A 14,996-nucleotide genomic window follows, 5' to 3' on the forward strand; every position below is an offset into this window, starting at 1 on the left:
TCATCGGTCAGACTGAAATGGCAAAGTGAAATTCGCCAGACCTGACCGGGTCTGGCGTTTTTCATCGGGGTGGAACGAAGATGAGCAACAAGACAATTCAGCTGCACCTGGGCATCGGGGCATGTATCGCCTGTGTTTTCCTGCTGGCCGTCGCAATTCCCACATGGGTATCGTCGCCCAGCAATGTCCGTTTTCTGATCATGTCGCCGATATTCTGGCCTGCCACGCTGGCCATTCTGACCGGAATAGTGGGGCTGGGCTTGTTGCTGGACTGGCGTCGCGCCGCGCCCGAAGCGGATGAACCTGAAAACCTTGCGGACAGCACGAAGGCCGCAAGATTGCGCCTGTTGGGAATGGCTGCGATCATGCTGGTCACCATGTATGCGCTGCCGCGCGCGGGTATGGTCTGGACCTGTATGCTGGTGTTTGTCGCCAGTGCCTTTCTGGTCAAGACACGGCATCCCGTTGCAGCCATTGTATGTGCTGTTGCCGTACCGCTGGTTCTTTATGCATTTTTTGCCCACGTGGCCGGGGTCGCGATCCCCCAAGGCAACTTTGTGAGACTGCCATGAGCTTTGCAGACAGCATCCTTGCCGGCCTTTCGCTGGTCGGAAATTTCGAATCGTTCTTTGCCCTGTTCTGCGGGATCGTGATCGGTGTGATCGGCGGTGCCATACCCGGCATGTCGGCCACGATGGCCGTGGCGCTTACCCTGCCCTTCACATTCGCCTTGCAGCCGATCACCGGCATCCTGCTGCTTTTGGGCGTCTACAAGGGTGGAATTTTCGGTGGATCGATACCGGCGATCCTGATCAAGACACCCGGAACGCCCGCCTCGTCGGCAACCATTCTTGATGGCTACCCGATGGCCGAAAAGGGCGAGGCCGGGCGGGCGCTGGGGATGGCGCTTTGGGCGTCTTGCACTGCGGATGTCATTTCAAACCTTGCGCTGATCCTGTTTGCCGGATGGCTTGCGTCTTTTGCCCTCAGTTTCGGACCGCCCGAGTTCTTCGCGCTGATCCTCTTTTCCCTGACGATCATTGCCGGTGTATCGGGCGATAGCCTGTTGCGGGGTGCCTTGTCGGCTCTGTTGGGCCTGTTGCTGGCCACCATCGGCCTTGACCTGATTTATGGCACGAACCGGTTTACCTTTGGCAATCCGAACATGATGGGTGGATTGAACTTTATTGCGGTTCTGATCGGGTTGTTCGCCATTCCGGAAATCATCGCGATGGCCTGGAATCCGACAGCCCATGTCGGCAAGGCGCGCAGTCTGGGAAAGAACTGGGTCAGTTTTGCCGACTACAGGCGCTGCTTCAAATCCATCGTGCGTGGCAGCATGATCGGTGTGTTTCTTGGCTCTATTCCGGGTATCGGCGCGGCACCTTCCGCGTTTCTCAGTTATTCCGAGGCGCGCCGGAAATCACCTCACAAGGAAAACTTTGGCAAGGGCGAAATCGAAGGCGTTGCCGCATCCGAAGCCGGCAATAACGGTGTCGCGGGGGCCACGCTAATTCCGCTGCTTGCTCTGGGTGTGCCGGGGGATGTGATCACGGCAATCATCATCGGCGCATTCATGATCCACGGGCTACAACCCGGCCCGATGATGTTCATTCTGAACGTCGACATCATCTACGGCCTGTTCATCGGGTTGATTGTCAGCTCCGTCTTCCTGTTCTTTGTCGGAACCGTTGCCATCCGCGGCTTCAAATACGTGGCAGACGTGCCCAAGCGCATCCTGATCCCCTCCGTTCTGGTGCTGTGCATCTATGGGGTCTTCGCCGTGAACAACAACCTGTTTGACGTGGGCGTTATGTTTGCGATGGGCTGGGTCGGGTTCGCGATGATGCGCTACCGCGTACCTGCCGCCCCTTTCCTGATTGCGTTTATTCTGGGCCCGCTTCTGGAGGATAATTTCCGCCAGTCCATGTTGATGTCGGGCAGCAACCCGTCAATCCTGTTTCGCGGGCCGATTACGTGGTTCTTCTGGTTGCTGACGATTGTAACCGTGATCGCGATTTCCCGCACAACGTTGAAGAACCGGGCGGCGCTGCGATCCTGAAAAGCCGGGTGTCTCAGCCGAAAACAGAGCGTCGGATCAGGTTCAGACCCATAAGAAAGAACACGGATAAAAGGATCCGGCGCAACGTAACCTCGTCCGCGCGGCCGCGAAACCGTTCGCCGATCAGAAATCCGGCGAATGTCGGCACCAGCAAGGCAACCGACGCGCCAAATGTTCGAATGTCCACCAGCCCCTGCGCAAAATAACCTGCTGCAAGGGGCACGCTGCCGATAAAGATCAGCAGACCGCTGGCCCGCACAAACTCGGCCATCGGCACTTTGCGTGCGGTCAGATAGATCACCATCGGCGGCGCCCAGACTGAGGTCAGACCGCCCAGAACACCGGCAATTGTGCCCAGCAGATACTGCATCGGACGGGCAAGCCGATCAGGTATATAGGGCGCCCATGCTGTCACATTGATCAGCACGAACAGAACGATCGCACCGCCAAGCACACCAAACAATATCCGGTCGGATACATCATAGGTCAGATAGATCGTGACCCAGACCCCGATCACAAGGGCCACGGCAAACGGCAGGTACCGCAGCGCGGTTTGTCTGGCCTGACCGGCACGGTGCACCTGCCAGGCATTGGACACCAGCATCGGAACCAGCAGATAGGCAATCGCGATCCGCGGTGCCATCACGATGGTCATGATCCCAAGTGCCGTTGTCGGCAGCCCGATACCAATCGTGCCTTTCACGGTTCCCGCCACAAACAACGCAAACGCGGGCACAAGCAGATCAAGAAGAGAACCAGAGAGGATATCCATACCTTTCCCCTATCCCGCAGAACGCGGGACTTTACCAGAGCAACAAAACCAGTTGTGGCGCGCCCGTTGCGAATACCCTGACGGTGTGCAGTAAAATCCACGATATGTCGCTATTGAGCCATCTTGACGGAGACAGGGTTGCGCGCTTTGAGTTTCGTTCTGTATGGCGGTTCAAACCGATATCTGACCGCGAAATCCCAGAGGGCAAAATTGACTGAATTTGACTATGTAATTGTTGGTGCGGGATCTGCCGGGTCCGCTCTGGTCAACCGATTGACACAAGACGGCAAAACCACCGTCGCTCTTCTGGAAGCCGGCGATTGGGATACCTCGATCTGGACACGCCTGCCAATCGGATACGGCAAGGTTTTTTATGATGCGCGCGTCAACTGGAAATACCAGAGCGAACCCGACCCGAACCGCAACGGACAAAAGATGTACCTGCCACGTGGCAGGGTTCTTGGCGGCTCAAGCTCGATCAATGCGATGGTCTATGTACGCGGCCATAAATCGGATTACGAAGACTGGAATAAAACCGCACCCGGATGGGGTTGGGCTGACGTCGCGCCAGTGTTCCGGCGTATGGAAGACTGGTCAGGCGGTTCTGACAATATACGCGGCACGGGCGGTCCGCTGTCCGTCTACGATATGTCAAAAGAAGCACATCCGCTTACTAATACCTATCTGAAGGCTGCGGGCGAAGCCGGTTTTCCACTGAACCCCGATTACAACGGGCCCGACATGGAAGGCGCGACCTGCTACCAGATTACCACGAAAAACGGGGTTCGCGCCTCTGCCGCGCGCAGCTATCTGTGGCCCGCACGCAAAAGGGCCAATCTTGATATCAGAACCCGGTGCCTGGCGCGGCGTGTCCTGATCGAAAACAAACGCGCGGTTGGCATCGAGTATGAACGGAAAGGTCAGATCGAAACCCTGCGCGCCCGGCGCGAGGTGATCCTGTGCGGCGGCGCGATCAATTCCCCGCAATTGCTGCAACTTTCCGGCATCGGCCCCCAAAATGTTCTGCGTGATCAGGGCATTACAATTGTCCACGCCTCGGAACAGGTGGGCCGCAACCTGCAGGATCATCTGGGCGGCGACAACCATTACCGCGCAAAAGTTCCCAGCCTGAACCAGCAACTGGGTCCGCTTTCCGGCAAGGTCCGCGTCGGGCTGGACTATCTTTTGCGCCGCAAGGGGCCATTGTCGCTCAGCCTTAATCAGGGCGGCGGGTTCGTGCGGGTCATGAAGGGTGCAGACCGCCCGGACCTGCAACTTTATTTTTCACCTGTCAGCTATACCCGCGCGCCGGTGGGCACGCGCCCTTTGATGGCGCCGGATCCGTTTCCGGGCTTTCTGCTGGGGTTCAATCCCTGCAAGCCAACCAGCGCCGGGTATCTGCAAATCCGGTCGTCTGATCCGAATGTCGCGCCGGAAATCCACTGCAATTATCTGGACACGCAATATGATCGTGATGTCATGGTCGCCGGCCACCGACTGATGCGCCAGATCGCCGACACTCCCGCGATGCAGGCCGTGATCGAAGAAGAAATTTCGCCCGGCCCCGATCTGACGTCGGATGACGATTTGCTGGCTTTTGTGCGCGAAAAATCCTGGACGGTTTTCCACCAGTGCAGCACGTGCAGAATGGGCACCGATCCTGCACAATCGGTTGTTGACGAACGCCTGCGCGTGCATGGAATTGAGGCGCTTCGGGTTGCGGATGCTTCGATTTTCCCGACTATTCCCACAGGCAATACCAATGCTCCCGCGATCATGGTTGGCGAAAAGGCCGCCGACCTGATCCAGGCAGACGCACATTCCTGAAAGGGGAACAGAATGAAGATCAAATCGATAGAAACCTTCAGCACCGAATTTGTCGGCTTTGTGCGAGTCACAGCCGAAGACGGTTCGCAAGGCTGGGGGCAGGTTTCGACCTATCATTCCGATATTACAACGCAGGTCTTGCACCGTCAGGTTGCGCCTTGGACCCTTGGACAGGACACGACCGATCTGGACGATCTTCTGGATATCGTGGCCGAGCGCGAGCACAAGTTTCCGGGATCATACCTGCGCCGTTCCATGGCAGGGCTGGATACGGCGATCTGGGATATGCGCGGCAAGCAGCAGGGCAAAAGCGTAGCGGAGTTGCTGGGTGGCACGCCGGGTTCAATCCGCGCCTACGCGTCATCCATGAAACGCGACATCACCCCGAAAGACGAGGCCGAGCGCATGAAGAAACTGCGCGACGTGCACGGCTTTGACGCATTCAAGGTGCGCGCAGGGGCGGAAGTGGGACGCAACAGGGATGAATGGCCGGGCCGCACGGAAGAGATTATTCCGACCATGCGCCGTGCCATGGGAGATGACGCCGCGCTGTTGATTGATGCCAACAGCTGCTATTCCCCCGACCGCGCAATCGAAGTCGGGCATATGTTGCAAGACCATGGATTTTCGCACTTTGAAGAACCATGCCCCTATTGGGAACTGGAACAAACCAAACAGGTCACCGATGCGCTGGATATTGATGTGACGGGCGGCGAACAGGATTGCGACCTGCCCACATGGCGCCGGATGATCGACATGCGCGCAGTGGATATTGTGCAGCCTGACATTCTGTATCTGGGCGGAATGTGCCGGACCATGCGGGTTGTGCGCATGGCGCAGGCGGCGGGCCTGCCCGTTACCCCCCATTGCGCCAACATGTCATTGGTCACGCTGTTCACGATGCACCTGTTGCGCGCCATTCCGAACGCGGGAAAATACCTCGAATTCTCGATCGAAGGGTCCGATTATTATCCGTGGCAGGACGGGCTGTTCGTAAACTCGCCCTATGACATAAAAGATGGACAGGCGACGGTCACGGATGCACCCGGATGGGGTGTGGAAATTGCGCCTGAATGGCTGGCGCGGTCGCAATACCAGATCAGCGAACTTGGCTGACAATTTCCCCTGACCGCTGCAAATCATCCTTGCTTTGACGCTCAATGATTGCGGCACTGATACGGTCTGCCCACGCGGCATAGACTTGTGCGCCGGGATGAAACCCGTCAATCGCCATTGCGCTTTGATCCAGTGGCAAATCAAGCGCGACGTAGGAACAATCCGGCTGCGCCGCAACGAAACGGCGCAATCCCTGATCCAGCCGGATCGAATGGCGCCCCAGAACCCAACGCAGCGGGTTTGGCAACAGCGGAAACCCACCCATCGGCGGCACTCCGGAAAAGCAAATATGCTGCGCGCCGAACTGAACCCGAAGCAGGCCGGCAAGCTGTTCAACCTGTTTGCGCCAAAGACCCAAAGGCAGCAGGCGGGTCACGTCATTCACACCCAGCGCCACAACGATCACATCATAGGTTTTATCGTTCTGCCCTTGCAGGTGGCGAATAGTATCCCGCGTTGTAAATCCGGTTCTTGTGACCAGACACCAGTCAACACAATAGGTGCCGGCCAATTGCGTTGTCACCTGACCCGAAAGGGCCTCTTGCTGCGTTTCCACGCCAACGCCGGCGGCCGAGGAATCTCCGACAATCAGAAGTTTCAGATCAGGGCCGTCGCCCAACTGCCCCCTTCGCGCACCCGGAGGTTCGGGCAGTTTCATTGCTTTTTTGCGAACAGACACCGCCTGTGCGATCAACACGGGCAACAACGCGGTCCGCGCCACGACATCCAGTACCAATCCCATTTTACCTGTCTTTCAAATGTAAGGACCGGTTCATCGCAACAGGGGCGGCTTGTCCGGGTCAGACCCGGGGGCCGGTCTGTTCACTTGCACCTCGGTCGCAGCAACCGGCAGATCAAAGCGCAACCCGTAGCGCGCCATATGCGCTGCAGCCGGATCGCTGGCGGCAAAGAAACCGACATCGATTGCGCCGGCTTCGATACCGGAAAAGGTCAACGCTTCGTTGGTCGCCTTGGCCAGTGCGGCCTCTGCCCCGTCCAGCGCATCGACAAACCCCAGAAGATGCCCCTGCCCGCCATCTTCGTAGGATACCGAAACCAGATAGGCGCTGGCCGCCAACCCGCGTGCCGTTGCCAGCTTGGCATCCAGCGCCTTGATCAGAACATCCGGCAATCCGGCAGGGGCAGAATAACCAGATATCCGCGCTTCGATTTCCTGTGGCGCCTGACCCAGGGTCTGATGCAGCCAAAGCACTGCGGCAGGCGGGATCAGGATCGAAGACGGTGCCACATCAAGGTTCAATCCCAAACCCATTTGCGCCGATGCCAGCATATTCGCGACGCCCCGCCCTGACAGGGCTGCATAGGGGGCTGCCTGGCCGACAAATGCGCTTAGTCGCGCCTCGCGGTCAAACACCAGTACGTACTGGCTGCCGTCCACATCGAACAATTCAGGTTCGATTGCATCCCCGTCTGCTTCGGATTTCAGAAGTACAAACAGTTCGGCATCTGCCAGCCGTTCAAAGAACCGCAAGCGCAGGGCGTCGTCGTCCTGCGCGGCTTCCATCGCTGCGTGGGCCAGATCAAGCGGGGTTGTTTCAGTCATTCAAAACCTCTTTTACGCGGGCCTGAAGCGCCGGCAAGACATCCGCTTCGAACCACGGATTCTTTCTGATCCACGCGGTATTGCGCCATGACGGATGAGGCAAGGCAAAGATGCGTGGCGCATGGGTCTGCCATGACCTTACCGTCTGGGTAACGGTCGTTTTTGCACCCAGATGCCAGCGATGCGCGGCGGCCCCCACCAGCACCGTCAGCCTGATGGCAGGCAGCGCCTTCATCACACGCGCGTGCCAGGTTTGCGCACAAACGGGCGGTGGCGGCAGATCATGTCCATTTGCATTATACCCCGGAAAGCAAAAGGCCATCGGCACGATTGCAATGCGTGACCTGTCATAAAATTCCGGCTCGTCCAGACCGAGCCAAGATCGCAAACGGTTCCCCGACGGATCGGTGAAAGGACGACCTGACTGGTGTACTTTCGCCCCCGGCGCCTGACCTGCGATCAGTATTCCGGCACCCGGATCAAACCAGGGAACCGGACGTGGCTGATGCGCTGTGGCCGTCGCGGCAAACCTGTCTGCACATATGCGGCACGCACGGATTTCTTCTACCAGATCGGGCATGCGGCGTGGATACCGCAAGCCGTGCCTCCCCATCAATGCCATACTGCAATGGTTGAAGGTCCAGTGACACAACGGCCCGGAATTAAGCGGGAAAGGCAGCATCCGCGCCAGAAACAGAGCCCCAAACGGCACAATTTTGCCAATTCGGGCCTGTTTTAAAGCCTCCGTTGCAGCATTGGCATTGTACTTCTACGCCGAGGTTCGACATAATGGCGTCAAAATCGTCCAATAAGACGTTAATAAACCTCTGTTAGAGAGGATGGCACGGAACCACGGGCCGACACGGGCAGCGCCGGAGCATTGATGCTTGAGTTTGAAAATGTCAGCAAGTCCTTCTGGACGGGCACACAGCGCAAGGTGATCCTTGACCGCGTGTCCTTTCGCGTGGAACTGGGCAATTCACTGGGCATTCTGGCACCGAACGGCACCGGCAAGACCACCCTGATCAACATGATGGCGGGACTAGAAAAACCCGACGAGGGCGAAATCCGGCGGTCATGCAAGATCTCGTTTCCATTGGGTTTCATGGGCGGCGTGATCAGCAAGGTTTCGGCTGTCGAAAACAGCCGGTATATTGCCCGGATGTACGGACTTGATCCTGATTATGTCGAAAGCTTCTGCCGTTGGCTGTGCAATCTGGATGAGTATTTCGAACAACCGCTTGGCACCTATTCGGCGGGCATGCGCGCACGGTTCTGTTTTTCGCTGATGTTGGCGCTGGATTTTGATATCTACCTGATCGACGAGGGTATGCCATCCACGACTGATGTGGAATTCAATCGCAAGGCCGGTGAAATCTTGCAGGAACGCTTGCGCACAACGACCATTGTAATTGTATCTCATCAGGCGGAGACGCTTGAAAAATTCGCACGATCTGCGGCTGTTCTGGTGGATGGTCAGCTTAAAATTTTTGACACGCTCGAAGAGGCGAAACAGCTTTATGACTACCAAACCCAAAGCTAGAAAATTCCGCATCCGACGGACACCCCCAACGCAATCTGGCGGCGTGGAAAACAGTACGTCGTCGAACCCGCACGACGGTACCGAACGCATGCCGCAGACTGCGGACGCCTACCGGTCAGATTTGCAGCACCAGACCAGTGCGCGCACAGATGATCAGATGCAGGATACCGATCAGCCAAGCCCCGATCTGGATGCGATCAAGCGCGAGGGTCTGACCGGTCGCCAGTTGCGCATGGCGCGCCGCGTTGCACAAAAACACAACCTTGCCCCGACATCCGATTTTGATGCTGTGCGGTTGTTGCGGTTGCAGGGCATCGATCCGTTTCAGCGATCCAACCTGCTGGAACTGGTTGTGCCGCGGGCCGGCGCCGAACAGCGCGATGGTGGCCCCGGCAATATGCTGGATGCGCTGCGCGCCCAAAGAGGCGGCGCAGGGTCTGAAGGTACGAAAGTTCAATTGCCCCAGACAGTACCGACGCACAAGCAAACATTGCCATCCACCGGGCTGAGCCCGTCTGAAAAACGCGTCAAGGAAATCACCGAAATCCAGCGGGACATTGCCCGCCGGCGGCGCCGCAAACTGGCCCTGCTGCTGACACGCCTGTCCTTCTTTGTTTTTCTTCCGACCTTCCTTGCCGGATGGTACTTTTTCGTCATCGCCACGCCGATGTACGCAACGAAATCCGAATTTCTGATCTTGCAGGCGGACAATACCGGTGGCGGTTCAGGCCTTGGCGGGCTTCTTTCGGGAACCCAGTTCGCGACCAATCAGGACAGCATTGCGGTCCAATCCTACCTGCAATCCAAAGATGCGATGTTGCGTCTGGATGCGGACGCAGGGTTCAAATCCCACTTCACGCAACCCTCGATTGATCCGATCCAACGCATGAACGAAAATCCATCGGCCGAGGAAGCGTATAAAACCTATAAGAAAAACGTGAAAATCGGATATGATCCGACAGAGGGCGTGATCCGGCTTGAGGTTGCGGCATCCGATCCTGATACAGCCACGCTGTTTTCCAAAAAGCTGATCGCCTATGCCGAAGAGCGGGTGAACAACCTGACACAACAAAAACGCGGCGACCAGATGAAGGATGCCCAGCAAAGCTTTGAAAACGCTGTGCTGGAACGGCGCGCCGCGCAGGAACAATTGGTCACGCTTCAGCAACAGGGCGCGGTTCTTGACCCTGAAGGCGTCATTGCTTCGCTGCGCGGTCAAATCAACACCGTCGAAATACAGCTTCTTGAAAAAGAGCTTCAACTGGCGGCCCTGCTGGACAACAGCCGACCCAACCAAAGCCGCGTGGAAGGTGCGCAGGGCGATGTTCGCCGCCTGCAGGACCAACTGGTAGAACTGAACGCCAAGATGACCGATGCCAGCCAGGGTGAAAACTCTCTGGCGCAGTTGGCGCTGAACATCCAGATGGCGCAGGCCGATCTTGCCACCCGCGATCTGCTGCTGCAATCGGCGCTGCAATCGGTCGAACAGACCCGTATGGAAGCCAGCCGACAGGTCCGCTATCTGACAATCTCGGTGCAGCCGGTTCCATCGGAAGACCCGAGTTACCCCCGCGCCTTCGAAAACACCATTCTTGCCTTCCTGATCTTCGCAGGCATTTATCTTATGATTTCACTTACCGCATCCATCTTGCGCGAACAGGTAACATCCTAACCCATGACACATGTAAAAATTAACGATCTGACAATCGGAAACGATTGCCCGCTGACCGTTATCGCCGGCCCCTGCCAGCTGGAAAGCGCTGATCACGCGCAGATGATTGCCGGCAAAATGAAAGAGGCCTGCGATGCGGCAGGTGCGCAATATGTGTTCAAAGCCTCTTATGACAAGGCAAACCGCACCTCCCTGACGGGTATTCGCGGGCTGGGCATGGATGAAGGGCTGGCCGTGTTGCAGGGCGTGCGCGATGCAATCGGGGTGCCTGTGTTAACGGATGTCCACAACGAAGCCCAATGCGCCCCCGCTGCAGAGGCTGTCGACATTCTGCAAATTCCTGCGTTTCTGTGCCGTCAGACCGATATGCTGTTGGCGGCCGGGAAAACAGGGGCCGCGATCAATGTCAAAAAGGGCCAGTTTCTTGCGCCTTGGGAAATGGGCAACATTGTTACCAAGATCGAAAGCACCGGAAACAAGCGCATACTGCTGACAGAGCGCGGCACAACATTTGGCTATAACACGCTGGTCGCAGACATGCGGTCGCTGCCGCAGATGGCAAAAACCGGATATCCTGTCGTGATGGACGCGACCCATTCGGTGCAACAACCGGGCGGCCAGGGCGGCAGCTCCGGTGGTCAGCGCGAATTTGCGCCCGTCATGGCCCGCGCGGCCGTTGCGATCGGCGTTGCCGCAGTATTCATCGAAACCCATGAAGACCCGGACAAGTCACCAAGTGACGGCCCCAACATGATCTATCTGGATCAGATGCCGGCCTTGATCAATGTGCTGATGCAATTGGACAAGCTGGCCAAAGCCAACCCCATTTTGATCTGACCATTCGAAAAAGCGAGCATTACCAGTGAAAAAACCGGCCCCGACCGTCACACCCAATACATGGGATTTTCTGAAAGACCCGATGATTACCCCAACGGGGTTTCGCGAATATGATGCGCGCTGGAAATACCCGGACGAAATCAACCTGCCGGGGATCACTGCGTTGGGGCTTGGGTTGGGCACACAGATGCACGCGCGCGGGATCAAACCCGAAATTGCCGTGGCAAATGATTACCGCGACTATTCGCTCAGCATCAAGAATGCCCTGATCCTCGGGCTGATGCAGGCCGGTATCTCGGTCAAGGATATCGGCCCTGCCGTGTCCCCAATGGCCTATTTTTCACAGTTCTATCTGGATGTGCCTGCCGTCGCGATGGTGACGGCCAGCCATAATCCCAACGGATGGACCGGCGTGAAAATGGGGTTTGACCGTCCGCTGACCCACGGCCCCAATGAAATGTCGGAGTTGCGCGACATTGTTCTTGAAGGGCGCGGGCAGGCCCGCCCCGGCGGCGCTTATGAATTTGTCGATGGCGTGAAAGAGGCCTATCTGGACGATCTTGCCGGTGATTTCAAAATGTCCCGCAAGCTGAAAGTTGTTTGTGCAACGGGCAACGGCACCGCCTGCGCCTTTGCGCCCGACCTGTTCCGCCGGATCGGGGTCGAAGTTGTCGAAAGCCACAACACGCTGGATTATTCCTTCCCGCACTACAACCCCAACCCCGAAGCCATGGAAATGCTGCATGACATGGCTGACAGCGTCAAAGCATCGAAGGCGGATTTCGCGCTTGGCTTTGATGGCGACGGCGACCGATGCGGCGTGGTCGACGACGAGGGCGAGGAGATATTCGCGGACAAGGTCGGTGTCATCATGGCGCGCGATCTGAGCAAGATTTACCCCAACGCCACCTTTGTCGCCGATGTGAAATCGACCGGGTTGTTCGCGTCCGATCCGGAACTGATCGCAAACGGGGTCAAGGCAGATTACTGGAAGACAGGGCATTCGCACATGAAACGGCGGGTCAAGGAAATCGGGGCGCTGGCCGGCTTTGAGAAATCCGGGCACTACTTTCTGGCTGAACCGATCGGGCGTGGATATGATTGCGGCCTGCGCGTCGCTGTCGAGATTTGCAAGCTGATGAACCGAAACCCGGATAAATCCATGTCTGATCTGCGCCGCGCCCTACCGCAAACCTGGGCAACGCCCACCATGTCACCTTATTGCGCCGACACGGAAAAATACGCGACGCTGGATCGTCTGGTGGCCAAACTGGTCGCCAAGGCAGACGCGGGCGAACCGCTGGCGGGCCGCGCCATCAAAGAGGTTGTCACCGTTAACGGGGCACGCGTCATTCTGGACAACGGCGCGTGGGGGCTGGTGCGGGCCTCGTCCAACACGCCCAATCTGGTTGTTGTCTGCGAAAGCCCCGAAAGTGATGCGGAAATGCGGGCCATATTTGCTGACATAGACGCGGTTATCCGCACCGAAGCCTCGGTCGGCGATTACGATCAGACGATCTGAAAACGGATTGGTCAGATTCAGGCTTTGGATCAGGACATAACCCCCTGACGAAAGCCCGTATTTGGGGCAAAAAAAATGTCAGTCGAACAGCTTTTTCAGGCTGCGGCCCAGTTCCTGTTCCAGCTTGTCCTGAATAGCCTCTTCGGTGGTCTGGCCTTCTTCGGTCACGATACCCAGTTCTTTTTGCAACGTGCGCTCCACCTCTTGCCTGACCTCACTTTCAAGCGCCTTGCGTTCCTGTTCGAAATTCAACTCCAATGCTGCGCCCACATCGGGAATGATCCGGGGTGCAGCCCACGGGCCGGAAATCCGTACGGGAATCGCGAACCCGTTTCCCGAACGTGCGCGTACCGCGACAGGGGTGATCAGGTAATCGATATCCTTTGCACCCAACCCGATACGCCCGGCACCGCGGGTTTCAATCTGGGGCAGGATCAACAGCAGGTCATCGTTCAGGACATCACCGTTCTTCATGACTATTGACGCTGTCAGACTATCAAACACCGTGGTTCCACCGCCGCCGTCGCCTGACCTGATCAACCGGTCCAGATCAAGGCCCGAGATCGTGCCGCGCCCGACCGAAAGGGTGCCTTCGCCGGACAGATTGCGCATGATCTGGTCAACCGATTGGCCGACCCCCAGAAACGCGAGCCGGATATCCGCTTGCCCGGTAAGCCGCTTCCAGCCTGCCATGTCAGACAACACCCCGTTGAGCGCAATGCCCGTGCCCTGAAAGGCACCGCCCGTCGAAAACCCGTTGCGATTGTTCAGCACGATTTCGCCCGCAATGCGCCCGTCATAGGCAAGCACTTCTTCAAGCGTCACAACGGCGCGCGAGCGATCCACCCGAAGGTCCATCCGGGTCGCATCAAGTTTCAGAGATCCGAAATCGATGGCTTCGGCGCTCAGCGCGATGACTCCCTCAAAGGTGGACAGGACGCTGGCATCAATCGGCGTTGTCGACCAGCTCGATGGGGTCGCAGGTGCGGTTCCAGCAGACGATGCCGCGGGTGCGCCCGCACCAGCGTTCAGGCCCGAAACATCCAGCCTGCCGGCAGACAGGCGGGCGTTGATCTGCGGCACGTCGCCAAGTTGAATATCCGCCTCGGCGCGCAAACTGTTGCCATCAAGGTTCATCACCGCATCGCGCAACGCCAGAACACCATCGCGTATGAGGGTCACGTTGGCGCTGATATCGGCTTTGCGGCCCAATCCCTGCGGCACATCAACCGGCCCAACCCCCAAAGCGTTCAGAAATCCGCCGGTATCCGGTGTGGTGATCTTGGTCTGGCCCGCCAGTTCGCCCAGAATACCGGCGACACCTTCAAAGGATACAGCGCCCCCCGGCCCTGAAACAGCGACGGAAACCGGCTGCGGCTGGCCCTGACTCCACTCCGCGAATTTGTCAATTTCAACCTTTATGGACAGCGGCACGCCGGTTGGGCGCGCTGTGGCGTCAAACTGTGCCGCTCCGGCAGGTTCAGGCCAGATCAGCGACAGGTCAACATTGGCGATATCAATCGTGTCCTGACCTTCGACCGCGTAAATCAGACGGGCATTTCTAACATCCAGATGTTCCAGAACGAATTCATTCTTGTCTGCATTCGGGTCCGGATTGGCGGGCGCTGGCACGTTGGACGGGGTCGGTGATGCCGGTCTGAACAACCAGTTCGCGCGCCCGTCTGCGCGTTGTTCAAGTCGGACAACCGGATTTTCCGCGTCCACCTTGGTAATACGCACATCTCCGCCAAACAAACCGGCAGTGTTGACCCCGATCGCCAGGCTGTCTGCGGTAAACATCGGCCCCTGATCCGACCAGCTCGCGTTCGCAAAGGCAACCGGACCTGTCACAATCCCCAGAACCGGCCACAACGTCACCTGCGTGTCGCCGGTAAATACCAGATCGCGCCCCGTCTGCGCCCTGATCTGATCCGAAGCGATCCGGGCGATCCTGTCACCGGGCAGCAGCAGGACAGACCCGACAGCAACACCGGCAATCAAAAGCAGAACACCGGCCAGACGTATCAACCACCGCATTGCGATACTCCTTGTTGATGAACCAGAGGTAGACCGCATCAGGC

General features: G+C 57.8%; 13 protein-coding genes. 8 read left to right on the forward strand and 5 right to left on the reverse strand.

What is annotated here, in order from left to right; genetic code table 11:
* The first annotated feature begins 80 nt into the window (after positions 1–80).
* Positions 81–572 (forward strand): tripartite tricarboxylate transporter TctB family protein, encoded by a 492-nt coding sequence (locus C1J05_RS16375; RefSeq protein ID WP_114871182.1) that lies wholly within the window; start codon positions 81–83, stop codon positions 570–572.
* Positions 569–2,062 carry a tripartite tricarboxylate transporter permease gene (locus tag C1J05_RS16380; protein WP_114871183.1) on the forward strand — a complete coding sequence of 498 codons (1,494 nt, stop codon included), beginning with the start codon at positions 569–571 and terminating at the stop codon, positions 2,060–2,062. The genes C1J05_RS16375 and C1J05_RS16380 overlap by 4 nt, the downstream gene beginning before the upstream one ends.
* 13 nt (positions 2,063–2,075) lie before the next feature.
* On the opposite strand, the gene C1J05_RS16385 is transcribed toward C1J05_RS16380, so the two are convergent.
* Positions 2,076–2,834: a sulfite exporter TauE/SafE family protein gene (locus tag C1J05_RS16385; protein ID WP_114871184.1), complete on the reverse strand. Its 759-nt coding sequence runs from the start codon at positions 2,832–2,834 to the stop codon at positions 2,076–2,078.
* 210 nt (positions 2,835–3,044) lie between these two features.
* Between C1J05_RS16385 and C1J05_RS16390 the strand changes: the two genes are divergently transcribed.
* Together C1J05_RS16390 and C1J05_RS16395 are read left to right on the forward strand one after the other, a co-directional pair.
* Positions 3,045–4,661, forward strand: a complete 1,617-nt coding sequence (locus C1J05_RS16390; RefSeq protein WP_114872391.1) for a GMC family oxidoreductase — start codon at positions 3,045–3,047, stop codon at positions 4,659–4,661.
* Positions 4,662–4,673: 12 nt separating this feature from the next.
* Positions 4,674–5,777 carry a mandelate racemase/muconate lactonizing enzyme family protein gene (locus C1J05_RS16395; protein ID WP_114871185.1) on the forward strand — a complete coding sequence of 368 codons (1,104 nt, stop codon included), beginning with the start codon at positions 4,674–4,676 and terminating at the stop codon, positions 5,775–5,777.
* Here the strand turns inward: C1J05_RS16395 and C1J05_RS16400 are convergent.
* The 3 genes from C1J05_RS16400 to C1J05_RS16410 are packed head-to-tail and all read right to left on the reverse strand — an operon-like array spanning position 5,761 to position 7,921.
* Positions 5,761–6,519, reverse strand: coding sequence for an SGNH/GDSL hydrolase family protein (locus C1J05_RS16400; RefSeq protein WP_114871186.1), 759 nt, complete (start codon positions 6,517–6,519; stop codon positions 5,761–5,763). The two genes, C1J05_RS16395 and C1J05_RS16400, sit on opposite strands and share 17 nt — an antisense overlap.
* 30 nt (positions 6,520–6,549) lie before the next feature.
* A complete protein-coding gene (locus C1J05_RS16405; RefSeq protein WP_114871187.1) occupies positions 6,550–7,341 on the reverse strand; it encodes an SseB family protein in 792 nt (263 codons plus the stop codon).
* Positions 7,334–7,921, reverse strand: a complete 588-nt coding sequence (locus tag C1J05_RS16410) for a uracil-DNA glycosylase family protein (RefSeq protein ID WP_114871188.1) — start codon at positions 7,919–7,921, stop codon at positions 7,334–7,336. Before C1J05_RS16410 ends, C1J05_RS16405 begins: the two co-directional genes overlap by 8 nt.
* A gap of 303 nt (positions 7,922–8,224) precedes the next feature.
* Here C1J05_RS16410 and C1J05_RS16415 point away from each other — a divergent pair, with 303 nt between their 5' ends.
* Genes C1J05_RS16415 through C1J05_RS16430 form a run of 4 tightly spaced genes read left to right on the forward strand, consistent with a single transcriptional unit; the run spans position 8,225 to position 12,915 of the window.
* Positions 8,225–8,884 (forward strand): ABC transporter ATP-binding protein, encoded by a 660-nt coding sequence (locus C1J05_RS16415; protein WP_114871189.1) that lies wholly within the window; start codon positions 8,225–8,227, stop codon positions 8,882–8,884.
* Complete coding sequence (locus C1J05_RS16420) at positions 8,862–10,556, forward strand: capsule biosynthesis protein (protein ID WP_114871190.1); 1,695 nt, start codon at positions 8,862–8,864, stop codon at positions 10,554–10,556. Before C1J05_RS16415 ends, C1J05_RS16420 begins: the two co-directional genes overlap by 23 nt.
* Positions 10,557–10,559: 3 nt before the next feature.
* Positions 10,560–11,393: a 3-deoxy-8-phosphooctulonate synthase gene (gene kdsA, locus C1J05_RS16425; protein WP_114871191.1), complete on the forward strand. Its 834-nt coding sequence runs from the start codon at positions 10,560–10,562 to the stop codon at positions 11,391–11,393.
* A gap of 25 nt (positions 11,394–11,418) precedes the next feature.
* Positions 11,419–12,915, forward strand: a complete 1,497-nt coding sequence (locus C1J05_RS16430; RefSeq protein ID WP_254684629.1) for a phosphomannomutase/phosphoglucomutase — start codon at positions 11,419–11,421, stop codon at positions 12,913–12,915.
* Between the two features lie 78 nt (positions 12,916–12,993).
* Here the strand turns inward: C1J05_RS16430 and C1J05_RS16435 are convergent, their stop codons facing one another.
* Positions 12,994–14,952 (reverse strand): AsmA family protein, encoded by a 1,959-nt coding sequence (locus C1J05_RS16435; RefSeq protein ID WP_162798117.1) that lies wholly within the window; start codon positions 14,950–14,952, stop codon positions 12,994–12,996.
* Positions 14,953–14,996 lie beyond the last annotated feature (44 nt).

Source organism: Sulfitobacter sp. JL08, from assembly GCF_003352045.1.
Classification (GTDB): Bacteria; Pseudomonadota; Alphaproteobacteria; order Rhodobacterales; family Rhodobacteraceae; genus JL08.

What these genes read in the sequence shown, in the direction of transcription:
- C1J05_RS16375 (WP_114871182.1), top strand. Translation starts at nt 81, where the DNA reads ATGAGCAACAAGACAATTCAGCTGCACCTGGGCATCGGGGCATGTATC.
- C1J05_RS16380 (WP_114871183.1), top strand. Translation starts at nt 569, where the DNA reads ATGAGCTTTGCAGACAGCATCCTTGCCGGCCTTTCGCTGGTCGGAAAT.
- C1J05_RS16385 (WP_114871184.1), bottom strand. Translation starts at nt 2,834, where the DNA reads ATGGATATCCTCTCTGGTTCTCTTCTTGATCTGCTTGTGCCCGCGTTT.
- C1J05_RS16395 (WP_114871185.1), top strand. Translation starts at nt 4,674, where the DNA reads ATGAAGATCAAATCGATAGAAACCTTCAGCACCGAATTTGTCGGCTTT.
- C1J05_RS16400 (WP_114871186.1), bottom strand. Translation starts at nt 6,519, where the DNA reads ATGGGATTGGTACTGGATGTCGTGGCGCGGACCGCGTTGTTGCCCGTG.
- C1J05_RS16405 (WP_114871187.1), bottom strand. Translation starts at nt 7,341, where the DNA reads ATGACTGAAACAACCCCGCTTGATCTGGCCCACGCAGCGATGGAAGCC.
- C1J05_RS16410 (WP_114871188.1), bottom strand. Translation starts at nt 7,921, where the DNA reads ATGCCCGATCTGGTAGAAGAAATCCGTGCGTGCCGCATATGTGCAGAC.
- C1J05_RS16415 (WP_114871189.1), top strand. Translation starts at nt 8,225, where the DNA reads ATGCTTGAGTTTGAAAATGTCAGCAAGTCCTTCTGGACGGGCACACAG.
- C1J05_RS16420 (WP_114871190.1), top strand. Translation starts at nt 8,862, where the DNA reads ATGACTACCAAACCCAAAGCTAGAAAATTCCGCATCCGACGGACACCC.
- kdsA (WP_114871191.1), top strand. Translation starts at nt 10,560, where the DNA reads ATGACACATGTAAAAATTAACGATCTGACAATCGGAAACGATTGCCCG.
- C1J05_RS16435 (WP_162798117.1), bottom strand. Translation starts at nt 14,952, where the DNA reads ATGCGGTGGTTGATACGTCTGGCCGGTGTTCTGCTTTTGATTGCCGGT.